Annotated in this window: 21 protein-coding genes; 13 read left to right on the top strand and 8 right to left on the bottom strand. The window is 40.0% G+C overall.

Going from position 1 to position 24721, the window contains the following annotated elements:
• Positions 1-12 precede the first annotated feature (12 nt).
• Complete coding sequence (locus ACM0OR_RS20500) at positions 13-1104, top strand: AI-2E family transporter (RefSeq protein WP_414578411.1); 1092 nt, start codon at positions 13-15, stop codon at positions 1102-1104.
• Positions 1105-1290: 186 nt separating this feature from the next.
• On the opposite strand, the gene ACM0OR_RS20495 is transcribed toward ACM0OR_RS20500, so the two are convergent.
• The 3 genes from ACM0OR_RS20495 to ACM0OR_RS20485 form a co-directional block, all read right to left on the bottom strand.
• Positions 1291-1938, bottom strand: a complete 648-nt coding sequence (locus ACM0OR_RS20495; RefSeq protein ID WP_414578410.1) for a DUF1361 domain-containing protein — start codon at positions 1936-1938, stop codon at positions 1291-1293.
• Positions 1939-2443: 505 nt separating this feature from the next.
• Positions 2444-2959 carry a hypothetical protein gene (locus tag ACM0OR_RS20490; RefSeq protein ID WP_414578408.1) on the bottom strand — a complete coding sequence of 172 codons (516 nt, stop codon included), beginning with the start codon at positions 2957-2959 and terminating at the stop codon, positions 2444-2446.
• Positions 2960-3095: 136 nt separating this feature from the next.
• Complete coding sequence (locus tag ACM0OR_RS20485) at positions 3096-3578, bottom strand: hypothetical protein (RefSeq protein ID WP_414578406.1); 483 nt, start codon at positions 3576-3578, stop codon at positions 3096-3098.
• Between the two features lie 577 nt (positions 3579-4155).
• Here ACM0OR_RS20485 and ACM0OR_RS20480 point away from each other — a divergent pair.
• The 12 genes from ACM0OR_RS20480 (at position 4156) to ACM0OR_RS20425 (ending at position 21793) form a co-directional block, all read left to right on the top strand.
• Positions 4156-5388: an RNA-guided endonuclease InsQ/TnpB family protein gene (locus ACM0OR_RS20480; protein WP_414578405.1), complete on the top strand. Its 1233-nt coding sequence runs from the start codon at positions 4156-4158 to the stop codon at positions 5386-5388.
• A gap of 260 nt (positions 5389-5648) precedes the next feature.
• Complete coding sequence (gene psaC, locus ACM0OR_RS20475) at positions 5649-5894, top strand: photosystem I iron-sulfur center protein PsaC (protein WP_006195256.1); 246 nt, start codon at positions 5649-5651, stop codon at positions 5892-5894.
• Positions 5895-6132: 238 nt separating this feature from the next.
• Entirely contained in the window at positions 6133-8007 is a 1875-nt protein-coding gene (glmS, locus tag ACM0OR_RS20470; RefSeq protein ID WP_414578403.1) for a glutamine--fructose-6-phosphate transaminase (isomerizing), read from the top strand.
• Between the two features lie 352 nt (positions 8008-8359).
• Positions 8360-10432: a type I restriction-modification system subunit M gene (locus ACM0OR_RS20465; protein ID WP_414578401.1), complete on the top strand. Its 2073-nt coding sequence runs from the start codon at positions 8360-8362 to the stop codon at positions 10430-10432.
• Complete coding sequence (locus ACM0OR_RS20460) at positions 10433-11659, top strand: restriction endonuclease subunit S (RefSeq protein WP_414578399.1); 1227 nt, start codon at positions 10433-10435, stop codon at positions 11657-11659.
• On the top strand, positions 11656-12654 hold the full coding sequence (locus ACM0OR_RS20455; RefSeq protein ID WP_414578398.1) for a hypothetical protein: 999 nt from the start codon (positions 11656-11658) through the stop codon (positions 12652-12654). Before ACM0OR_RS20460 ends, ACM0OR_RS20455 begins: the two co-directional genes overlap by 4 nt.
• Before the next feature lie 83 nt (positions 12655-12737).
• A complete protein-coding gene (locus ACM0OR_RS20450; RefSeq protein WP_414578396.1) occupies positions 12738-13079 on the top strand; it encodes a hypothetical protein in 342 nt (113 codons plus the stop codon).
• Positions 13080-13114: 35 nt separating this feature from the next.
• Entirely contained in the window at positions 13115-13543 is a 429-nt protein-coding gene (locus ACM0OR_RS20445) for a type II toxin-antitoxin system VapC family toxin (RefSeq protein WP_414578394.1), read from the top strand.
• 20 nt (positions 13544-13563) lie between these two features.
• Positions 13564-16572 (top strand): type I restriction endonuclease subunit R, encoded by a 3009-nt coding sequence (locus ACM0OR_RS20440; protein WP_414578392.1) that lies wholly within the window; start codon positions 13564-13566, stop codon positions 16570-16572.
• 777 nt (positions 16573-17349) lie between these two features.
• The gene (gene nifJ, locus ACM0OR_RS20435) at positions 17350-20952 is read left to right on the top strand and encodes a pyruvate:ferredoxin (flavodoxin) oxidoreductase (protein ID WP_414578390.1); all 3603 of its coding nucleotides are present in this window, start codon (positions 17350-17352) and stop codon (positions 20950-20952) included.
• Between the two features lie 114 nt (positions 20953-21066).
• Positions 21067-21321 (top strand): UPF0175 family protein, encoded by a 255-nt coding sequence (locus tag ACM0OR_RS20430; protein ID WP_414578388.1) that lies wholly within the window; start codon positions 21067-21069, stop codon positions 21319-21321.
• Positions 21311-21793 (top strand): DUF3368 domain-containing protein, encoded by a 483-nt coding sequence (locus ACM0OR_RS20425; protein ID WP_414578386.1) that lies wholly within the window; start codon positions 21311-21313, stop codon positions 21791-21793. Before ACM0OR_RS20430 ends, ACM0OR_RS20425 begins: the two co-directional genes overlap by 11 nt.
• Positions 21794-21828: 35 nt before the next feature.
• Here ACM0OR_RS20425 and ACM0OR_RS20420 read toward each other — a convergent pair whose 3' ends face one another.
• The 5 genes from ACM0OR_RS20420 to ACM0OR_RS20400 form a co-directional block, all read right to left on the bottom strand.
• Positions 21829-22209, bottom strand: coding sequence for a DUF433 domain-containing protein (locus ACM0OR_RS20420; protein WP_414578385.1), 381 nt, complete (start codon positions 22207-22209; stop codon positions 21829-21831).
• 188 nt (positions 22210-22397) lie between these two features.
• Entirely contained in the window at positions 22398-22769 is a 372-nt protein-coding gene (locus tag ACM0OR_RS20415) for a hypothetical protein (protein ID WP_414578383.1), read from the bottom strand.
• A 23-nt stretch (positions 22770-22792) separates the two neighbouring features.
• On the bottom strand, positions 22793-23212 hold the full coding sequence (locus tag ACM0OR_RS20410) for a PIN domain-containing protein (protein WP_414578381.1): 420 nt from the start codon (positions 23210-23212) through the stop codon (positions 22793-22795).
• Between the two features lie 8 nt (positions 23213-23220).
• A complete protein-coding gene (locus tag ACM0OR_RS20405) occupies positions 23221-23445 on the bottom strand; it encodes a hypothetical protein (protein WP_414578380.1) in 225 nt (74 codons plus the stop codon).
• A 59-nt stretch (positions 23446-23504) separates the two neighbouring features.
• The gene (locus ACM0OR_RS20400) at positions 23505-24683 is read right to left on the bottom strand and encodes a tetratricopeptide repeat protein (protein ID WP_414578378.1); all 1179 of its coding nucleotides are present in this window, start codon (positions 24681-24683) and stop codon (positions 23505-23507) included.
• Between the last annotated feature and the right edge of the window lie 38 nt (positions 24684-24721).

Below are 24721 nucleotides of genomic sequence, written 5' to 3'. Positions count from 1 at the left end.
CGATTGCGTCAGATGCGCCGTTCGGCATACCTTCAAAGTCTATTATTCTATGGTCTGAGTGGCCCTATTGTCGCTCTGAATGTTTGGCTGTTATCTGTACTCTTCGGCTACTTTCAGCACCCTATTACTATCTTGAGCTTTGCGGCGATTTTAGCCTTCTTGCTGAATTATCCAGTGAAATTCTTTGAACAGGCTAGAATTACTCGTACCCAAGCTGTAATCATTGTTTTACTCTTCACCTTGACTCTTTTCGGAATTTTGGGTGTCACTCTAGTACCAATAGTCATTGACCAAACAATTCAATTATTAAATAAGATTCCTGATTGGTTAACTGCGAGTCAAGCTAATTTAGTGCAATTGGAGGCGTTTGCTAAACAGCGACAGTTACGTATTGATTTGAGGGTGCTGAGTAATCAAATCAACGCCAGCATTCAGAACGTTGTACAGCAGTTGGCTTCCGGTGCGGTGGGGGTGGCGGGAACGTTACTTTCAGGATTGCTGAATTTTGTCTTGGTAGTTGTACTAGCATTTTATATGCTGTTGTATGGCGATCGCGTCTGGTATGGTTTAATCAATCTTCTACCCTCTAAATTCAGAATCCCCTTCGCTAAGTCTTTGCATCTCAATTTCCAAAACTTCTTTCTCAGTCAGATATTACTAGGACTATTCATGGTTGTAGTCCTCACCCCAATATTTTTGATTCTCAAAGTACCCTTTGCCTTATTATTTGCCATCCTTATTGGTATCTCTGAACTTATTCCTTTTATTGGGGCTGCTTTAGGTATTGGGACAGTAACTCTTTTGGTGCTGCTACAAAATTGGTGGTTAGCTGTCCAAGTTGCCCTAGCAGCAATTATCATGCAGCAGATTAAAGATAATCTCTTAGCACCCAAGTTACTCGGCAACTTTATTGGACTAAATCCTATTTGGATTTTTGTAGCTATTTTGATGGGATATGAAATAGCAGGTTTATTGGGAACATTAGTGGCTGTTCCCATTGCCGGCACTATCAAAGGTACTTTTGATGCTATGAAGGCTAGCAAGCAAGGGGATTTTATGTCAACAGTCACTATTCCCCATGAACCAGAAAATTCAAGTTTCTAGTAAAGACTTTAGGCATAAAAAATACAATATAAGGTCTTTATCAGCTAAGGGAACACCAAAAAATAAATTATCTGCAATTAATGGTTGGGTAGGGTGCGTCAGTATGAATAATTTCTGAGTATAGTTAGGTTCTATCGCACTGACGCACCCTACAGTTTAGATATTTTTTTATCTGGAAGTCCCTAACTAAAAATTATTTGTTGTTCCTGATTCTATCTCTATTTTAGTATTTTTTTTACGCACAAAACCAAGAGTTACTTGTTTCATAATCCAGTACAAAACCAAGAGTACCAAAAAAGTGATAGCAATAATAATCAACGGCTGTTTTCCTAAAAGCTCCTCGACACCTCTAGTTAATAAAGCATCTGGCTGAGTAATAAAATCCCAACTATTAAAACGTAAGAAACGTCCCCAATAAATACCAATTGCACAAAGAGCATGAGTACTTAACTCAACCCATAAAATCCAATGGCTTTTACCAATGCGGTGTAAGTAGTGACCTAAGTTAATTAAAGATATAACATAAGCCTCAAATCCACCCAGAATCACTACTAAATATACAGGAATTAGCACTAATGTAATCAGCCACACAGATTGGATTGTGCGGATATCATGGATGAAGTGAATAACATCAGTTAACAAATAGGGGGCATTTGGTAAAAAGGCATAGAACACTAAAAATCCTAACCACCATAGCCAAGGGCGTCTCCGGTTATTGCGAAATAGCCAAATGCTTAATAGCAGAGGGATAACAGCGAGGAATAAATTCCAAGTCATCCACCGCATATTTATGCTTAACACCTGCAAAACTTTGGCTATCAATTGCTCTGTCATAGCTAATTACTCGCAAGATATTTGATTAATGGGGATTGTCTTTGTACTATTGAATAGTTGATTTAGTGATGATAAATATACAGATTATCTTAAGTGTTCTATAAAACAGGGTCAACAATTTACACAACCTGATTTATAGGGTTTTATATATTTTATTTTGCAGTATAAAATCACTCATCCAAAATTGTTTAGTGAACTACTCTAAGTAGCTAGTATAGCTAGAAAATTACTGAAAGCACATCTACAAGTAATCTTATTTGATTCGCGAGAATTAAGAAACCTCAAAACCCTTACTTTTTGATGAAAAACTGAGCTTATCACCTCTCCTCAATGATTTAGAATTGCCAGATTAGAAAAATAAGTTCTCAGTAGATGTAAAAACTACTACTAAGAACTTGCGATAAGTTTATGCAGCTGAATTTCGCTCTTGTCCTAGCTCTTAGGTAGATTACAATCTACCTTGCGCTGATTCCCGAATTATTTAATTGGTAGTTGTAGAAAATTGCTATGCTGCTATTTCGTTAGTTTTGCGATTGCCTCCGGCACTGCGCTCCGCGCAATCGCCTACGGTGGGCGGAACGCCATCTCTACGAGAGGCTGCGCCAACGCCTACTGCTAGACGCTGCTGTAATTGCACTAGTTCCAACTCAACCTCATTTTGCAAGCGTTGCAGTAAGATGAAATCCTCTAGCTCGATAGTGTTATCTATATTGTTAGTCAATAATTCATCGATTTGCTGGAGACAAGTTTCTAAACCTGCGGCGAATTGATCATAAGTAATGGCGAGGTTTTCTGCATCAGCTTTACTAGGATCATCAATACAGCCATAGAGTTTCCCCATATCCACCTGTAGAAATTCTGGTGGTGTAATGTCAGCATGGGGAAATGTTGGAAATGACTCCTGTATTGAGTTTTGCCCTACTGTATCTGATTGAATAGGAGACTGCACAGGGAACTGATCAGGCACAGATGCTGGATTGCCAGTCAACACACCAGTCATCAGTAGACTTATGTCACTCATTGTATATCATTTGACTAACACCAATAATTCCTTTAACTAGAGATAATGGTGTTATTCAGGATGATTTTTAAAAAAATGTAATAAAAGTTACTAGCATTTTAAAAATTTCATAAAGTCAAGAGTCCTTAGTCATTAGTTATTCTCTCCTTTGACTGCAATACTGATTTAGTTGCTTGACAAGTACATCAGAGTCCTTACCAGCCGTTTTAGCTGCATTGGTGAGTACGGTATCAATTTCTTTTCTAGCCTGTTGGAGTTTTTCCCTACCGGATGCTGATGCTTCGGCATTTTTGGCTGCGCCAAGTGCCTGAGATGCTTTAGCGATCGCCTGACTCAGATTCTCAAATACTCTCATAAAACCGCCTTGAACTTGCTGCAACTGGGGATCTGACAACTTGAGTTCGTCTAAGGATTTAGTGATTGCTTCTAAATCTTTAGATAATTGCCAGCTTGTAATCACCTGCTGTCCTTTATTTTGATCAATTAGAGCATTTCCCTCATTTACCACTTGAATCAGCCGATGACACTGGGAAGCCTGATCTTCCGCGCAACCAGTCAGCAATAAAGCAATACTCAAACTAACAGGAACAATAACAACTCGTTTACGCCACACAAACATTCACACTCCACCAGCGATCAAATCGAGACAATATTAGCGAATAATTTTAGTTAGAGACAGGGGCTAGTACCGCAAGGCGGAATTCAAAATTCAAAATTCAAAATTCAAAATTCAAAATGAATACAGGGTAAGGTTTTCAGAGATTTTGAATGGTATGTCTATTTACGCCGTGCTGTACTAGTACCGCTACGCGGAAGTCATAGACGCGAAAGCGGCTTCCCGGAGGGTAAGTCAAAAACTGTATTTTAAGGCTTTGAACGATTGAGAATGGTATCTTTATTTCTGCCGTCTTGTACTAGAGAATAGAGATGTTGGTATTCTATAGACGAATACTGATAAGTACAATAGATAACTAGCAGTATATAATCTTTAACTATTACGCCGTAAGTCCCCCATCTGAATTCTGTACTCAGAATCAGTGGCGGGATATAAGGCGGTTGATAAGGATTGCATCTAATATTGATTTTTTGCATAGCAAAGACAAATATTAGATGTATGACGAATCAACAATTATTTTATGCGCTTACCAGAATATATATATCATGGTAAGATATGTATACCAAGGAGGTGATGTTAAGTGTTGCACAAAGTTGTACAAGTTCGTTTGTATCCGTCACAAGAACAGCAAATTCAATTAGCTCAAGCTTTTGGATGCGCTCGGTGGTGGTGGAATTATGCTCTAAATAAGTCAATTGAGACTTACAAAGAAACAGGGAAAGGGCTGACTCGTGCAGCACTCAACGCATTTCTCCCGACGCTCAAAAAAGCAGAAGATACTATTTGGTTGGCTGATTGTTATAGCCAAGTTTTACAAGCTACAACACTTAATCTAACTACAGCATACAAAAACTTTTTTGAGAAACGTGCTGGATTCCCTAAGTTCAAATCCAAGCATGGTAAACAGTCGATTCAGTATCCTCAAAACGTCAAAATTGTCGATAGCAATATCAAACTCCCAGGTAATATTGGGATAATCAAGGCCAAAATACATAGGCTAATTGAGGGGAAAATCAAGACTGTAACTGTATGTAAAACTCCATCAGGTAAATACTTTGCATCTATTCTGACTGAAGTAGAAGGTGAAAAACCTGCTATTACAGAGCGAAAGATTTACGGTATTGATTTAGGGTTGAAGCACTTTGCTGTTGTAACTGATGGTGAAAAGATTTCTAAGTACAATAATCCTAAACACCTTGCCAAGCATGAAAAAAACCTCAAGCGTAAACAGAAGAAATTAGCCCGTAAACATCAGGGGAGTAATTCAAGAAATAGATATAGAAAAGTTGTTGCCAAAGTGTACGAGCGAGTTAGTAATTCGCGGCAGGATTTTCTACATAAACTTAGTTATAAGTTGGTCAGCGATAGCCAAGCTGTCATCGTAGAGAATCTTCATGTCAAGGGCATGGTTCGTAACCACAAATTGGCAAAATCAATATCTGATGCAGGATGGGGAACATTCACCAATTTTTTAGCCTATAAGCTAGAACGCAAAGGTGGAAAGTTGGTTGAGATTGATAGATGGTTTCCCAGTTCCAAACTCTGCTCTAATTGTTTCTATCAGATTGGTGAGATGCCTTTGGATGTCCGTGAATGGACTTGTCCTCATTGTGGCACTCATCATGATAGAGATGGAAATGCAGCCATAAATATTAGAGCCGAAGGCATCAGAATGATCAAGGCGGAAGGTTCAGCCGTCTCTGCTGTAGGAGGGGAAGTAAGTCCTAAACTTGGACGAAAGTCTAGGTTTGGGCATTCCCCCGTGATTACAGAAGCCGACTCTGTACTTGGTACTCCAAGTCAGTGTGGGTAGTTCACAAACTCAACTTATCCTTCACATATCTTTACAAATAAATTTCAGCGAGAATAGTGGTCAGGGTAAATACGAGCCTGTGAAGTGGCTGATTTACAAGGAAAGAGAGATATCCCGTAAAAGCTAGTTTTTCCAAGTGCCTATTACATTGTTTGAAGTTATGTAGCCTTTTACTTACGGCGTATAAGCGACTGCGGTAAACTATGCCTTGATTATGATTCTTTCACAGAAAAGAACACTGGAAAGGAGCTGTTTTTTCAATGTCACATACCGTAAAAATCTACGATACCTGCATTGGCTGCACCCAATGTGTCCGCGCTTGCCCAACTGACGTACTGGAAATGGTTCCTTGGGATGGCTGTAAGGCTGCTCAACTAGCTGCTTCACCTCGTACAGAAGACTGTGTAGGCTGCAAGAGATGCGAAACTGCCTGCCCCACTGACTTTTTGAGCATCCGGGTTTACCTGGGCGCAGAAACAACTCGCAGTATGGGTCTAGCTTACTAAGGAACTGATTACCAGTTTTTGATTGAGCTTCTCGATTCATTGTTTCGATAGCAAGCATCTTTAGCGTTGTAGGGTGGGCGATCGCTCATCCTACAATCCCAAACTAGAAATTAATAAATATACCTAGTGGTGAAAGGAGCAATCTGCTCCTTTTTTCTTTGTGCCTTTGTGGCGACCCGACTTTTGTGCTAACAACTATACTGGATTTAATTATTCTGAAGAAAGAGTGGTGTGAGCAATGTGCGGCATAGTTGGGTATATAGGCACTCAAGCGGCGACAGAAATTTTGTTGTCTGGGCTAGAAAAACTAGAGTATCGCGGCTATGACTCCGCCGGGATTGCCACTGTTTGGGAAGGAGAGGTGAATTGTGTACGCGCCAAAGGGAAACTACATAACCTGCGTTCTAAACTGGAACAATTAGCAACTCCAGCCCAAATAGGTATCGGTCATACACGCTGGGCAACTCACGGCAAACCAGAGGAACATAACGCCCATCCCCACATGGATACGGCCATGCGAATCGCCGTTGTCCAAAATGGGATTATTGAAAATTACCGTGAGTTACGGGAGGAACTGAAAAGCAAAGGGCATCAGTTCCGTTCAGAAACCGATACAGAAGTGATTCCGCACCTGATTGCAGAATATTTCCAAAATCTCCCCTCTCCCCCTCTCCCCACCTCCCCCTCTCCCTTTCTAGAAGCAGTGCGTCAAGCAGCCAATCATCTAGAAGGGGCATTTGCGATCGCAGTAATTGCGGCTGACTATCCCGACGAGTTGATTGTTGTCCGCCAACAAGCACCCTTGGTGATAGGATTTGGTCAAGGTGAGTTTTTCTGTGCGTCTGACACGCCGGCGATCGTTGCCTATACCCGCGCCGTACTACCCCTAGAAAACGGCGAAATTGCCCGCCTGACCCCATTGGGTGTAGAGATTTATAATTTTGCTGGCGACAGGCTAAAAAAACAGCCCCGAATGCTGAACTTGAATCCCACAATGGTAGAGAAGCAGGGATTCAAACATTTCATGCTCAAAGAAATTTATGAGCAGCCAGGAGTAGTTAGAGCTAGTTTAGAAGCATATTTTGATCACGATAAGGTGAATCTGGGCTTACCAGAGGATTTTTACGCAGATTTAGAGCAGATTCATATTGTCGCCTGCGGTACAAGTTGGCACGCCGCCTTAGTAGGCAAATATTTACTCGAACAACTAGCAGGAATTTCCACTCAGGTACACTACGCCTCTGAGTATCGCTATGCACCATCACCCCTGACTCCAAATACATTAATTATTGGTGTTACCCAATCAGGTGAAACCGCCGATACTTTGGCGGCTTTAGGCATGGAAAAAGAACGTCGCCAAGGGCAAGCACCCCAATATCAAGCCCGACTCTTAGGCATTACCAATCGTCCCGAAAGCAGCCTCGGTTTGATGGTCTCTCATATTATCAATACCCTAGCAGGCATTGAAATTGGCGTAGCCGCGACCAAAACCTTTACCGCCCAACTGATGGCGTTTTATGCCTTAGCCTTGGATTTAGCTAATCGCCGCCAGCTATTAGCACCAGAAAAATTAATAGAGATTATTCAAGGATTGCGCCAGATTCCCCAAGCAATTGAGGACACTTTAGAACGTCAGGTTGAATTAACTGAACACTTAGCCCATGAATTTGCTGAAACCCAAGATTTCATCTTTTTAGGTAGAGGGATTAACTTTCCCATTGCTTTGGAAGGGGCATTGAAATTAAAAGAAATCAGCTACATTCACGCGGAAGGTTATCCGGCTGGGGAAATGAAACATGGCCCCATTGCTTTATTAGATGCCAAAGTGCCGGTAGTTGCGATCGCAGTGCCTGGTAGTGTGTATGAAAAAGTGATTTCCAATTCTCAAGAAGCCAAAGCCAGAGATTCTCGCTTAATTGGGGTAACACCAGTCAACGATGGCGAAGCGGCGGAAATATTTAACGATTTGCTCCCTGTTTCATCAGTGGATGAATTATTATCACCCATCCTCACAGTAGTACCATTGCAACTATTGGCTTATCACATCGCCGCCCGTCGCGGTTTGGATGTCGATCAGCCTCGGAATTTAGCTAAGAGCGTCACGGTAGAATAGTATAATTTTATACTTTTAAATTTAAAACAATTGGCTTCTAAACAAGTTATATTACTTGCAGAAGCTATTTTTTATGGCTAAGTACAGCGAACATATAATGTAATATTATAAATCCTATATTGAACAACGGATTCACGGTGAAGGCTTAAATCAGGCACTAACTCGCATTAGAAGAGATTTGACTTAATAATGGTTTACTGGATAATGGAAAACTTGGCAGCACTGACAGATTAGTTAGATGATTATTCGTGGAATTTGACCATGAATACAGTTTGCACTGGACAAAATGGGAAATTGCTGGTGCTAGGTGCTGCTAGTTATTACAGATGATGCGTCTACCTTGGAGTTTTGAATGGCCAGAACGGAAAAAGTAAGAAAGCTTGCTGGTTTTATTTGGAGTATTGCTGAACTTTTACGCGGAGATTATAAGCAAGCTGACTATGGTAAAGTCATACTGCCGTTCACGGTGTTGCGTCGATTAGACTGTGTTTTAGAGCCAACAAAGGCGGTAGTGATGGACTTTTACGAAACGAAAGTAAAGTCCATGAAGAATTTGAAAAATCCTGAACCATTACTTAACCAAAAAGCTGGGGTAACTTTTCACAACATTAGCCAGTTTACCTTTCAAAAACTCAAAGCAGATCCAGATAATGTAGCTGCTAATCTCAAAAACTTTATTAATGGCTTTTCTGTCGCTGGCAGAGAAATTATCGAATATTTTAACTTTAATGACCAAATTAATCGTTTAGATGAAGCTAATCTGTTATTTTTAATAGTCAAAAAATTTGCTGAAATCAATCTACATCCTGATGAAGTAGACAGCATGGAGATGGGCTATGTTTTTGAGGAATTGATTCGCAAATTTTCAGAAGAATCTAATGCAACGGCGGGGGAACACTTTACACCGCGTGAAGTTATCCGGCTGATGGTGAATCTGCTGTTTCTTAATGATAGAGATAGTCTCACTCAAAAAGGTATTGTGAAAACCATCTATGATCCTGCTTGTGGAACTGGTGGGATGCTGTCTGTAGCAGAAGAGTATATTAAAGAACTTAATCAAGATTCCAAGCCTGTAGTTTTTGGTCAGGAAATTAATCCTGAATCCTACGCAATTTGTAAATCTGATATGTTGATAAAAGGTCAAGATATCAGCAATATTAAGTTTGGCAATACTTTCACTACTGACGGTTTAGCACAGGAAACATTTGACTATATGTTGTCTAATCCGCCCTTTGGTGTGGAATGGAAGAAGGTTCAAACATACGTCAAAAGTGAGTACGAAAAGAAAGGATTTGATGGACGTTTTGGAGCAGGTTTACCCCGAATTTCTGATGGTTCTTTCTTGTTCCTGCAACACATGATTTCTAAGATGAAGCGGGATAATGGCGGTTCTCGAATTGCTATTGTCTTCAACGGTTCACCGCTATTTTCTGGGAGTGCTGGAAGTGGTGAAAGTGACATTCGCAAATGGATTATCGAAAACGATATGCTAGAAGCGATCGTTGCTATGCCAGATCAATTATTCTATAACACTGGAATTTACACATATATTTGGATTGTCACCAATTACAAAAACCCAAAGCGTAAAGGCAAGATACAGCTTGTTAATGGGATTTATTATTACAGAAAAATGAGCCGCAGCTTGGGCAATAAGCGTAATGAAATTGGGGATGGTGAAGATGGTAAGCCCAATCAAATCGTAGAAATTACCCGCATTTATGGCGAGTTTCAGCAAGATGCTAAACGCAAACTTGAAGTAGATGGCAAAGAAAAGGATGTCATTGTTAGCAAGATTTTTGATAACGAAGACTTTGGTTATTGGCGCATCACTGTAGAACGTCCGCTAAGGCTTAATTTTCAGGTGAGTGATGAACGTATAGCTAAGTTAGAAACTGAAACCGCCTTTATGAATTTAGCTGAGTCTAAAAAACGGGGTGGGGTTGCTTTACGAGAAATTGAGGAAGGGAAGCAGTTACAGGAATTAATTAAAGAAGCGTTGCGGAATTTGGGCGATTGTCTCTACAAAAATCGGGATGAGTTTGAAACAGATTTGACGGCTGAAATAAAAGCTGCTGATGTGAAAATTTCAGCCCCGGTGAAAAAAGCAATTTTGAATGCTTTAGCTGAACGGGATGAAACGGCTGATATCTGCACTGATAAAGATAGCAATCCAGAGCCAGACTCAGATTTGAGAGACTATGAAAATGTGCCGTTGAAAGATGATATTGATGAGTATATGAAGCGGGAAGTTTTGCCTCATGTGCCTGATGCGTGGGTTGATGAAAGTAAGACGAGGATTGGTTATGAGATACCGTTTACGCGGCATTTTTATGAGTATGTACCGCCTAGACCATTAGAGGAAATTGAGCATGAAATTAAGGATTTAGAAGAGGAAATTAGAGGAATGCTAGAGGAGGTGATCTAGATGAGTTTACCTGTTTTCAAAAATCGAACTATTTGGCAAAATTTACCTCAAGATTGGCAGCCAATTCGTCTGAAGTATATTTCTAGATTCGCTTATGGAGACTCATTGCCTTCAGACCAGCGCGAAGAAGGTAATATTCCTGTATTTGGCTCAAATGGGATAGTTGGTTATCACAATCTTGCTAATACATTAGCACCAACAATAGTTATTGGACGAAAGGGATCTTTTGGAAAAGTTGCCTATTCTGAGCAACCTGGATTTGCAATAGATACTACTTATTTCATCGATTATAGATACACTAAAGAACACTTACGTTGGCTTTACTATGCTTTACAAACTCTTGGGTTAGATGATTTTTCACAGGATACTGGTGTTCCCGGTCTTGCGCGAGAAAAAGCTTATGAATTTTATCTGAATGTACCACCTTACAATCTTCAAAAAGCGATCGCCTCTTTTCTAGACCGCAAAACTGCTGCAATCGCCACCCTCATCGCCAAAAAACAACGCCTCATTCAACTCCTGGAAGAAAAACGCATCGCCCTGATTAACCAAGCCGTAACCAAAGGGTTAAACACCAACGTTCCAATGAAAGATTCTGGTATTCCTTGGATTGGTAAAATTCCTGAGCATTGGAAAGCTGTACTTATTAAAAGAGTGGCATCTGTATTTGTACCTCAGCGCAATAAACCAGAGCTTAACGAGGAAATTGGCTACCCCTGGATCACGTTAGAGGAAGTTGGTCAGAGATTTGTAGAAAATTCTAATAGAGGATTTCGAGTTTCAGATGATGCTGCTCGCGAAGCTGGTAGTAAAGCACTTCAAGCAGGTGCTGTAATTACAGGTTGTGTAGGTACTTTTGGTACAGCCTCAATTACTAAATCATATGTAATAATCAATCAACAAATTCAAGCCTATATTCCTAAAAAAATAGAATCTGATTTCCTCCGTTACTGTATTTTAAATTCAAGCATTTATTTCAAATCTATAGCTACAGCAACAACTATTGCATACGTTAATAAAGAAGGTTTTGAAGAACTTCCAATACCACTTCCTCCTAAACAAGAACAAACTTTGATAAGCCAGTGGCTCAACAAAAATATTCAGCAGATTGAGCGACTAAAAATAAATATTGAGCTTCAAATAGATCGGCTTCAAGAATATCGTCAATCTCTTATCACAGAAGCAGTCACAGGCAAAATTGATGTCAGGGAGGAGGTGACGGCATGACTCTTTGTGTTGCCTGGATTCGCCAAAAAAATAATGTTGAAGAGCTAGTATTTGCAACAGATAGTTCTTTAACTGGGGGAGAAAAATGGAATCAAGGTATTAAATTATTTGAATTACCCAGAACAGATTGTTTAATTTGCTTTGCTGGTGAGACAGGTCGGGCTTATCCATTAATCTTAAATCTAATTTCTTCTATCAAGCTGAATAGACGTTTGCAAAGTTCGCGCACTGATGTTGAAGAGGTATTAAATTATCTTTCTTCTGTTTTTACTTCATTAGTATCCACTATTATCAACGAAATTTCAGGGCTAGATATTCATGAACTGAGAGCCGGAGCTAAATTTCTTTTTGGTGGTTGGAGTTGGTTAGAAAGCCGTTTTCGCATCTGGCAACTTTATTACTCAAAAGATGCCGAAGGATTTGTATTCAAAGAATGTACTGATGAACCAAATAAAAATCGTATTTACACTTTCTTAGGCGACCCAATTGACCTAGCTAATCTTGCATCAAGAAATTACAAAAAGTTAGTTTATGATAACGATAAGCAAGATGATAAAATGGATATGGAGCCGCTACAAGTTCTCATAGAAATGTCCAGAGATAAAGAAATTAGAACCGTAGACGGAGCGATTCAAATTGCTAAAATTTATAAATCTGGAACTTCAGAATTTTTTGGCATTAATTGGCCGTCCAGAGAAGGAAAACCCCACTTTCAGGGTAGAAGCTTTAATCCACATAGTAAACCTGAAGTTCGATATTTTGACCCCGATACACTCACTCTGATAGAAGACAAGCTACCGAATATCATTGAAGACATAACTAGATTCAGTCAATTAGAAGACTTTGATTTTATTCGTTCTTGTTATGGTGTAGATGGTAGTTTAAAAGAAAATATTCCTGATAATGACCGTGAACGACTGATTTATATATTCCGCGAAGCGGCTTATCAGTATTTCATAGAAGAAACTAAAAGCAAGGAGAGTTCAGGCTCATGACCAGCTAAATTACTGAATGAAATTTTTAAGCTGCCATACTTCATGATTGCTATTATTAAATAAGCTTAGTAGTAATTAAATTTATGGTAATCAATTTCTCTTCCTTAACGCTACCTCAGTCTGAAAATCTAAAGTTACATATCCTAGTAGAACGTAATACTGAGGGAAATGTAATAGCTTCTGTCCTAGAATTTCCTAATACTCAGGTTGAAGCATCTACTCAAGAACAAGCTGTAGAAGAATTGAAAAAAATTTTGTCAACTCGTCTTGAAAAAATAGAAATTATTCCAGTAGAAATTCATTTACCTCAAAGCGAAGCAGAAACCCCCTGGATGAAATTTGCAGGTGTGTTTAAAGATGATGCAGATTTTGCGGAAATTGCAGATAACCTGAGAGCAGAACGTAACATAATAGATGAAGATTAACAGGCTGAAGTTTATAGCCAGATTGAGAAAAAAGTATGAGTCTTTATATACTTGACACAGACCATGTTTCGCTTTTACTCCAAGGAAACCAAGCTGTTATATCTAAAGTTGCTCAAGTTTATCCCCATCTGGCTATCACCATTGTCACAGTGCAAGAAATTTTTAACGGGTGGGTGGTCAAAATTAATGACCGGGCTGAATCTGGCAAATTAGTAAACCTTTATACTAAACTGTGGACTACTCAAGAATATTTCAAAGGAGTCAGAATACTCAATTTTGATACTGCTGCCTACACTTGCTACCAGGGTTTACTTAGAGAAAACCAGCAACTCAATAAAAAAAGACTACAGAAAGATTTGCGAATAGCTGCAATTGCCCTTTCCATAAATGCAGTGATGGTTACTCGTAACCAAAAGGATTTCTCTCAAATTCCCAATTTGGTGCTGGAGGATTGGACAAAGTAAAACAGAGGAATTTCTACAAAATGACAAGCCAAACTACTGAACGCGCTTTTGAAAATGCCATAGTTGACTTCCTCATTAACAATGGCGGCTATCAATTAGCCAATGCTGGCAACTTTAGCCGCGAATTAGCATTTGATAAAGCCACCATTTTCCAATTTATTCAAACTTCCCAACCAGAAGCATGGCGAAGGCTTTCAGATATTCATGGCTTGGCTGTAGAACCAAAGTTTATTCAAAGGCTCTATGTAGAATTAGAATTACGGGGGATGCTAGACGTACTGCGCTATGGTATCACTGACTATGGTATACGCTTCAAACTGGCATTTTTCAAACCTGCCAGTGGTCTAAACCCCGATACTTTAGCACTTTATAACCAAAACATTCTCACCATAACTCGTCAGGTGCGCTACAGTGACCAACACGACAACTCAGTAGATTTACTGTTAAGTATCAATGGCTTGCCAGTCGCCACAGCAGAATTAAAAAACCAGTTTACCGGACAAGATGTAGATAAAGCCAAGCGACAATATATGCAAGACCGGGATTACCGGGATTTGTTATTTCAATTCAAGCGGCGTGCTTTAGTACATTTTGCTGTAGACCCGGATGAAGTCTGGATGACTACCCGCATTAATAGCAGTAACACCCGTTTTCTACCCTTCAACAAAGGTTACAACAAAGGTGCAGGCAACCCACCCAACCCCAACGGCTACAAAACCGCCTATCTTTGGGAAGATATCTGGACAAAAGACAGTTGGCTAGACATTGTGGGTCGTTTTTTACATCTTGAGCAAGAAAACATTAAACTCGACGGTAAATCTGCCAAAAAAGAAACCCTCATCTTTCCTCGGTTTCACCAATTAGATGCTGTTCGCAAACTAACCGCAGATGCCAAAGTTAAAGGAACAGGAAATGACTACCTGATTCAGCATTCTGCTGGTAGTGGTAAAAGTAACTCCATTGCTTGGTTAGCATATCAACTTGCTAGTTTATATAATGACCAAGATGAGCGAGTTTTTGATTTAGTCATCGTCATCACCGATAGAAGAGTATTAGACCAGCAACTGCAAGACACGATTTATCAATTTGAGCATAAGCAAGGTGTGGTACAGAAAATTGATAAAAACTCAGCACAACTAGCCGAGGCTTTGGTTTCTGGCACTAATATCATCATTACCACCTTGCAGAAATTTCCCTTTGTCTTAGATAAGATTCGGGAAATCTTAGAAAAAAACAACATTGCCAAACTACCAAAACGCAATTACGCCCTCATAGTGGATGAAGCCCACAGTTCTCAAAGTGGCGAAGCATCCAAAAAAATGAAAGAAGTCCTTTCTCTCAATGACCTCAGCCGTTCAGCCCAAGAAGAAAGCACGGCTGAGGAAGAAGAGGACATTGAAGACAATATCCGCAAACAGATGCGTATTCGTGGTAAACAACCGAATTTGAGCTTTTTTGCTTTCACCGCCACACCCAAACAAAAAACCCTGGAAGACTTCGGCCACATGAACGCCCAAGGTCAACCAGAACCCTTTCATCTGTATTCCATGCGCCAAGCAATTGAAGAAGGGTTTATTATGGATGTGTTGCAGAACTACACAACCTATAAAACTTACTTCCAAATTTCTAAAGCGATCGCAGATGACCCTAAAATTAATACAAAGAAAGCAAGTAAAGCTATAGCCCGGTTTTTATCGCTGCATCCACATAACTTAGCGCAGAAAACCGAAGTGATTATCGAACACTTTCGCCAATGCGTCATGCACAAAATTGGTGGAAAAGCTAAAGCAATGGTAGTTACTGCTTCTCGCCCTCACGTAGTCCGCTATAAAGAAGAATTTGACAACTATTTAAAAAAACAAGGTTACGTTGATATCAAAGCATTGGTAGCTTTTACCAGTTTTACCGATAGAGAAACAGCTATTAAATATACTGAATATGATATCAACGGCTTTGGGGAATGGGAATTACCTGAAAAGTTTGAAACTGGTGAATATCAACTTTTAATAGTAGCGGATAAGTATCAAACTGGTTTTGACCAGCCATTATTACATACAATGTACGTCGATAAAAAACTTTCTGGAGTCAAAGCCGTACAAACTTTATCTCGCTTAAATCGCACTTGTTCAGGAAAAGAAGATACTTTTGTTTTAGATTTTGCTAATGAAGAGCAAGAAATTATTGATGCTTTCCAGCCTTATTATGAACAAACAACACTAGCATCAACTACAGATCCTAACCGACTATATGACTTAAAAAATAGATTAGATAGCTACCAAATTATCTGGAATAGCGAGGTAGACGCTTTTGCACAGGTATTTTTTAAATCTCAGGCGAAGGCAAGTAAACGAGATCACAGCCGACTTCATTCTTTAGTTGATCCTGCTGTTGACCGTTTTAAGGGCTTGAGTGAAGAACAGCAAGATGATTTTAAAAATAGTCTCACTGCATTTATTAGATTATATGCTTTTTTGTCCCAAATTATGCCGTTTGTAGATGAAGAGCTAGAGAAATTCTATGCTTTTACTCGCCTCCTACAAACTAAGTTACCAAAACGTAGCCAAAGCGAAGTTTTTAAACTCACTGACGAAGTTGCACTAGAATATTATCGATTAGAAAAAATCCGAGAAGGTCGAATTGTCTTAGAAAAAAATACAGCATCACATCTGCAACCAATAACTGAAGCTGGCATACCCAGAGAAAAAGATACACAAGCTAAACTCTCAGAAATTATCGATATTCTCAACCAAAGATTTCGCACCGATTTTACAGAAGCAGATAAATACTTTTTTAGCCAAATTGAGGAAGCATTGGTTCAGGATGAAGTATTATCACAACAAGCCAAAAGCAACTCAATTCAAAACTTTAAATATGGCTTTGAGGATATTTTTCTTACCAAGCTAATTGAGCGCATGGATTTAAACCAAGATATCTTTACCAAAATTATAGACGATAAAGAATTTGGTGGAGCAGTGAAGGACTGGATACTAGAGAAGGTGTATCGCAGGTTGACGCAAGATGCTAGCTAAAGGTTGATAGTCGTGCAATAGAGAGAATACTTTGTAAAAATTGGGTAGCACTAGGAGAAGAAGAGATTATGGGATGCGATCGCTGTTTACCTCCTCTACACATCACGCTATGAATAAGCTGGAAATATAATTTGTTACAAATCATTTCAAACTGCTACAGTCACCTATCCCGTACCTGTACCCCAGAATCAATAATTCTGAGTCTGGAAGTCTGATTAATATGTGTTTCTAGATATTGAGTACATTACTAATATTTGTTAAAAGATATATTTTTGTGAATGAGATAATAGTATGCGAAGTATTTTGCAAGCTAAACTAATAGCCAATAGCCACATTCACAATTAATACAATTAAGGATAATTACAAGTTTAAATGTTTGATTTTATATTCTGAAATTGAATATAGCGTTTCTCCTTTAAGTGAGGTAAAAGCACCCCAACCCCCTCCTCCCTTGCCTACGGTGTACACACAAGTCTGATAACCTAGTCCCACAACGTTTTGATCCCCCCTAACCCCCCTTAAAAAAGGGGGGAACAAGAATCAAAGTCCCCCTTATTAAGGGGGATTTAGGGGGATCAAACCACATTCTGTACCTAGCACAAAGATGTGTGTTCACGGTAGCCCTTGCAAAGAAGAGACGATGATTACCTCATGTGATGAAGAAACGCTATATATCACGACTAAATTCCTGGCTCTGGCTATTTTTGATGCTTCTATTCACGGGTTCTCTGCATCCAAATTAAACCAATCAATAGAAGTCGAGACGGGGAGAAAATAATGAATAAAAGCTTTGCTACGATTGACGGTAATGAAGCTGTTGCTCGTGTAGCTTACAAATTAAATGAAGTAGTTGCTATCTATCCCATCACCCCCTCTTCAGCAATGGGTGAATGGACGGATGCTTGGATGGCGGAAGGTCGTCCTAATCTTTGGGGAACTGTTCCTAGTGTGGTGCAGATGCAAAGCGAAGGCGGGGCGGCTGGTGCGGTGCATGGGGCGTTACAAACGGGTTCACTGAGTACCACCTTCACTGCTTCTCAGGGACTCTTATTAATGATTCCCAACCTCTACAAAATTGCGGGAGAATTAACTAGCACGGTGGTTCACGTTGCCGCTAGGTCTTTAGCTACCCATGCACTGTCTATTTTCGGTGATCATAGCGATGTGATGGCAGCCCGTGGTACTGGTTGTGCGTTACTGTGTTCGGCTTCAGTGCAGGAGAGTCAAGATTTTGCTTTGATAGCCCATGCTGCAACTTTAGATACACGAGTTTCATTTTTGCATTTCTTTGATGGTTTCCGTACCTCCCATGAAGTGCAGAAAGTCGAGTTATTGTCAGATAATGATTTACGATCGCTAATTAACGAAGATAAAATATTCGCTCACCGCGCCCGCGCCTTGACTCCAGACCGTCCATTATTACGCGGGACAGCCCAAAACCCTGATGTCTACTTCCAAGCCCGTGAAGGCGCAAACCCCTATTACAACGCCTGTCCCGAAATAGTTCAGGACATCATGGATAAATTTGGGGAACGCACAGGCAGATTTTACAAGATTTATGAATATTATGGCGCAAGTGATGCCGATCGCGTCATTATCATCATGGGTTCTGGTTGCGAAACAGTCCATGAAACTGTAGATTACCTCAACGCCACAGGTGAAAAAGTCGGCGTTCTCAAAGTCAGACTCTATCGCCCCTTTGATGTAGACAGATTTATCCAGGCTTTACCGAATAGTGTACAGGCGATCGCAGTCCTCGACCGCAGCAAAGAACCAGGAAGCGCGGGAGAACCGTTATATCAAGATGTAGTTACAGCCATTCATGAAGGATGGGGTGTAGGGGTACAGGGGTGTAAGGGTGTAGGGGAAGAAAATACTATCACCACTCCCAAAGTTATTGGTGGAAGGTATGGGTTATCGTCGAAGGAATTTACACCGGCGATGGTGAAGGCTGTGTTTGATAATTTAGCTCAAGCTACGCCGAAGAATCACTTTACTATCGGGATTAATGATGATGTAACGCATACATCCCTGGTGTTTGACCCCAACTTCTCCACCGAACCCGATAACGTTGTCCGGGCGATGTTCTACGGTTTGGGTTCTGATGGGACAGTGGGAGCTAACAAAAACTCAATTAAAATTATTGGGGAAGGAACAGACAACTACGCCCAAGGCTATTTTGTCTATGATTCCAAAAAATCCGGCTCAATGACCGTTTCTCACCTGCGCTTCGGTTCTCAACCCATCCGTTCTACCTACCTGATTGACCAAGCTAACTTTATTGGTTGTCATCACTGGGGATTTTTGGAACGCATAGATGTATTAAAAGCGGCTGTGTCTGGGGGAACTATATTAGTTAATAGTCCCTATGATGCTGATACAGTCTGGGAACATCTACCCCTAAAAGTCCGGCGACAAATTTTAGACAAGCAACTCAAACTCTACGTCATCAACGCCAATCAAGTCGCCCGTAATAGTGGTATGGGTGGCAGGATTAATACTATCATGCAGGTATGTTTCTTTGCCTTAGCGGGAGTATTGCCACAAGAACAGGCGATCGCTAAAATTAAACAAGCGATTGAAAAGACTTACGGTAAAAAAGGCGCGGAAGTTGTCCGCATGAACCTACAAGCGGTAGACCAAACCCTAGAGAATTTACATCAGGTGCAAGTCCCCATCAAGGAAAAAGGCAAATGGATAGATGAAGATGAATCTACCCAAAGTCCCTTTCCCAGCAGCGTCCCGGCATTTGTACAGGAAGTTCTGGGTAAAATTATGGTGTGGCAAGGTGATGACTTACCTGTCAGTACATTACCACCAGATGGGACATTTCCCACAGGCACAGCGAAATGGGAAAAACGTAACGTTGCTGAAGAAATCCCCGTATGGGAAACAGATATCTGCGTTCAGTGTAGTAAGTGTGTAATGGTTTGTCCCCATGCGGCGATTCGCGCTAAGGTTTATCAACCGAGTGAATTAGTGAATGCACCGTCTACTTTCAAGTCAGTCAACGCCAAAGATAAGGACTTCGCTAACCAAAAATTTACCATCCAAGTAGCCCCAGAAGACTGTACAGGCTGCGCTATTTGTGTGAATGTCTGCCCAGCCAAAAATAAATCTGAGCCATCTTTAAAAGCGATTAACATGGCGCAGCAGCTACCTTTACGGGAACAGGAAAGGCAAAATTGGACTTTCTTTTTGAATTTACCCAACCCTGACCGACGACAGTTAAAACTCAACCAAATTCGCCAACAACAACTGCAAGAACCATTATTTGAATTTTCTGGTGCTTGTGCTGGTTGTGGTGAGACACCTTACCTAAAATTATTAACACAACTATTTGGCGATCGCGCCGTCATTGCTAACGCCACAGGTTGTTCCTCAATTTACGGCGGAAATCTCCCCACCACCCCTTGGACGAAAAACGCCGCAGGACGCGGCCCTGCATGGTCGAATAGTTTATTTGAAGATAACGCCGAATTTGGTTTTGGCTACCGTCTCTCACTAGATAAGCAAACAGAATTTGCGGCGGAACTATTACAACAGTTCAGCACCGAAGTAGGGGATAATTTAGTTAATTCCCTCCTCAAAGCCGAACAAAAAACCGAGACTGATATTTGGGAACAGCGCGATCGCGTAGAGTTGTTAAAGCAACAGTTGGATAAAATCCAGACTTTTGACCCCAATCTCAAATCCAAAATCCACAACCTCAAATCTCTTGCTGATTACCTAGTGAAGAAAAGCGTCTGGATTGTCGGCGGTGATGGTTGGGCTTATGATATTGACTTTGGTGGTATTGATCATGTGTTAGCCAGTGGTCGCAACGTCAATATTTTGGTCATGGATACAGAAGTATATTCCAACACTGGGGGACAATCTTCCAAAGCCACCCCCCGCGCAGCCGTCGCCAAATTCGCCGCCAGTGGTAAGCCTGCGCCGAAGAAAGACTTGGGTTTAATGGCGATGAACTACGGTAATGTTTACGTGGCAAGTGTAGCATTAGGCGCAAAAGATGACCAAACACTCAAAGCATTTATAGAAGCTGAAGCCTTTGACGGGCCATCATTGATTATTGCTTACAGCCATTGCATCGCCCACGGCATCAACATGACCACCGGGATGAACCATCAAAAAACCCTGGTAGAATCAGGACGCTGGTTATTGTATCGTCATAATCCATTGTTGCGAGAACAGGGCAAAAATCCCTTACAGTTAGATATGCGATCGCCTACTCAATCAGTAGAGCCATCCATGTATCAAGAAAATCGCTTCAAAATGCTCACCAAGAGTAAACCAGAAGTTGCTAAAACACTGCTAGAACAAGCACAAGCTGAAGTTGATGCACGTTGGCAGATGTATCAATATTTAGCGAATAGGTAGTAGTTGCTCTTTTCCATAACCCTGATTTCTTCAAGAAGTCAGGGTTATAATTTTTCTGCTAATTCAAAATTGATTTATAATGAAAAATATAAAATAATTGTACTTTATCATTTTATGCGAACTGTAGCAATTCAATTACCAGAAACAGTTTTTTCAGCACTTCGCAAAAACCCTGAAGAATTTGTTCAAGAAATGCGAATTGCGGCATCTGTCAAATGGTATGAATTAGGTGAAATATCACAAGCTAAAGCATCAGAAATTTCTGGACTGACTCGTGCTGAATTTATCAATGCTTTAGCACGCTATCAAGTGGATTTTATGCAATATACTGCCCAAGAGTTAGCAGAGGAACTGATGAATGCCGATTAGTCGCGTCATTGTTAACTCTTCACCTTTAATTGTTCTTTTAAAAAGTCAACAAGCTCAATTAATTCCACAATTATTTACAGACATTTTAGTACCATCCGGTGTTATTGAAGAAGTTACAAAAAAAAATGACACAGCATCAAAACTATTACCTAGTATTTCGTGGATACAAACAGTAGAAGTGAATATTATTGTACCTGAAGTAGCAGCTTGGGATTTGGGAAAAGGAGAATCACAAGTATTGAGTTTGGCACTACAAAATTCAGAATTTGCTGCTATTGTTGACGATAGGGCAGCACGCCGTTGTGGTCAAGCTTTAGGAATTACTACCATTGGGACAGGAGGTTTGCTGATATTAGCAAAAAGACGTGGATTAATCTCCAGCATATCTCCTGGAATCCAAGCTCTGCGTGATGCTGGTTTGTGGCTATCTGATAATTTGGTCTATTTGCTAAAACAACAAGCAGGAGAATAAGCAATTATGGATTTGGATATAGATGATTGACATTTTCATCTATCAGATATTTCAGTGTCATGTATTTCTTTCTTCGCTTGCCTTGCGGCTCGGAGTTGGCGGAGTTTTTCTGATACTGGTGGGGGATTAAGTCGCTGCTGTTCTCTCATTCTATGACCATGTTCTAGCCAGTTTCTCATGTAAGCACTGACATTTTCTTGGTTTTGCAAATAGTAAAGAATAGTCGCATATACTTGTTCTAAGGAAATTGATTGATGTGTTTGGGCAATTTCCTCTGGAGAGCGTCCACAATCAATACATTCATAAAGAATGGTTTCAATTCCTATTCTTGAGTTTTTTAGTCTAATGTCTCCAGGAGAGAGAAAGTTAAAATACTCTGCAATATTCTTTGTATCTTGAACTTGATTTGTATTCATAGTTTTATAACCTCATAGAAAGCTAATCCAAATATTCAATAACTATCCTTCTTGTTTTATTTTCTGGCATAAATTTGCAAATATGCTTTTATGCCTAATTATGTGTTTATCATTATTTTTACAGATTATAGCAACGTAAAACGATTCTTTCTTATATAGTTTTAGATTGCATTTCATATCATCCGTAATTATAGTTTAGCTGAATCAAATTCAATACCACGACGTGCAAAATATTTATCAATGTTAATCTGCACAAATAAATCCTTGAGTTCTTCGGCAATCTCTTGAGGTGGATTTCCTGATAAAGCTATGGCAATTAAACGTTCTGCTGCTGCAATTTCTCCACAGTCAATCGCTAAAGTTGCGGCACTACGATGTAATACTGAACGTGTAGGTTCTGCTGCCAGGTTATTGACGATTAATTCTGCTGCTAAACGTTCTTTTTCAAATGCTTGTTTGGAGAGTTTTAAAGCTGAAACAGAGTCGCCTTTTAGTTTAGCAACTTGTGCCATTTCAGCGAAATCCATTGCTTGTTTATGTAAATCTTGAATCTGATTCATTATGACCATCAATCAAAAAAAACTCATCCTCGCCAATTATCGATTAATAAAGGATATCCTAATGCTTGAATGTTCTGATAATGTCTAGTATTACCTGTTACTAAAACTAAGTTATTTGCGATCGCTGTAGCAGCTATTAAGACATCTGCTAATCCGATTGGCTTTCCTGATGTTTCTAAATCTGCTTGAATCAAACCTGAAAGTTCTGCACAGCTTTGGTCTAAAGGCAAGATTTCTAGTTGAGACAAATCTGTTGAAAATTCTTGAATGCGGTCATTTCGATTTATTCTCCTCCATCCCTTGATAATTTCTGAAACAGTAATTACAGAAATTGTGTACTGTTGCCATATACCTATGTAACCAATGGCTTTAGCATTTATTTTAGGATTTTTTAACTTACGAATTTCTGATAAAATATCCGTATCAATTAAAGATTTTCTCACACCTAACTTTAGTCTCTACAATTCCTATCTCTTAAAATATCTGCAACCATTTTATCAACTAATTCGGCTTCATCAGCCCATTTGCCGATAAATGTATCATTAAGAATTTCTGGTTGTGTTAATTGCTCAATCATTGCTTTGATTATGTCAGAAATTTCGCAATTATAAGTTTGTGCCAATTGGTTAATTTTTGCAAATGTTTCTTGATCGAGTTCTATTTCTAGTTTCTGCATAGGTAATTAAGAAGTTTTAAATTAACAGCTTATATTAATTATAAGTGAATGGATTTTGTTTACCGCCGAAACCAAGAGCGAACCCAACGCCACAACCGACGCAACCACGCCCAAAAACCACGGCTAGTAACTACAGGCGTTTGTGGTTGAGATAGACGCTCAATTGCATCGTTGCAAAGTTGTACATTGGCATCAAGTTCCATTTTTTGATAAAGTTCACGGGCATTGCGATAAGCACCAAGCGCGTCTGATTGTCGGTTGCCGTTTTCTAATGTCAAACCTAAATTAAACCAGGTGATCGCTTCCCCTCGAATATCGCCAATCTCCCTAGATATTTCCAAAGACTGCTGAAAGAAGTCAATAGCCTGTGGGTATTGCCCCTGTTCTAAGTAAGCAGCACCTAAATTCATTAAGGATTTGCCTTCAGAATTGCGATCGCCAATTTCTTTAGTTATCTTCAACCATTGCTGAAAAAAGTCAATCGCCTGTTGGTACTCTCTTAAAGAGAAGTAAATATTACCTAAACCGCCAAAGGTAATTCCTTCACCACTGCGGTCGCCGATTTCTCTGCTTATTGTCAAACACTGCTGGTAAAAATCAATCGCCGGTTGATACTCTCCTAAAGAAAAATAAGCATTGCCTAAACCACCCAAGGCAGTTCCTTCTGCTTTGCGATTGCCGATTTCTTTTGCTATCTTCAAATGTCGCTTGTGGTACTCAATTGCCTGTTGATAGTATCCCAAGGAATGGTAAGCAATAGCTAAACCCCCAAAGGCAATTCCTTCGCCATTACGATCGCCGATTTCTCTAGTTATCTTCAAACATTGCTGGTGAAACTCAATTGCTTTTTGGTATTGTCCCAAGGAACTGTAAGTGATTCCTAAGTTTCCCAAAGCACTTGCTTCGTCATTGCGATTGCCTATTTCTCTGCTTATTGTCAAACAATGCTGGTAGGAATCAATTGCTTGTTGGTATTGCCCTAAAGAATCATAAGCATTACCTAAATTCCCCAATGCAGCTCCTTCAGCACGACAATTACCGATTTCTCTGGCTATCTTTAGTTGTTCTTGGTGAGACTCTATTGCTTTGTGGTATTGCCCCAAAGATTGGTAAGCATTGCCCAATGAAGTGAGAGCAACCCGATAATTCCAATTTTCTTTTATCTTTCTGTTTGTTGCCCATGTTTCTACCAACTGCCCCCATAGGTCTACTTGGGCGGTATAGCAGGGCGAACGCATCTAAATATTAAGGAGCGATAATCAAGGTGGAATTCGCC

Source organism: Anabaena sp. CCY 9402-a, assembly GCF_963920945.1.
GTDB classification, from domain to species: domain Bacteria; phylum Cyanobacteriota; class Cyanobacteriia; order Cyanobacteriales; family Nostocaceae; genus Trichormus; species Trichormus minutissimus.
Note: the sequence above shows the minus strand (reverse complement) of the source record. Positions and strands in the feature narration are given on the sequence as shown.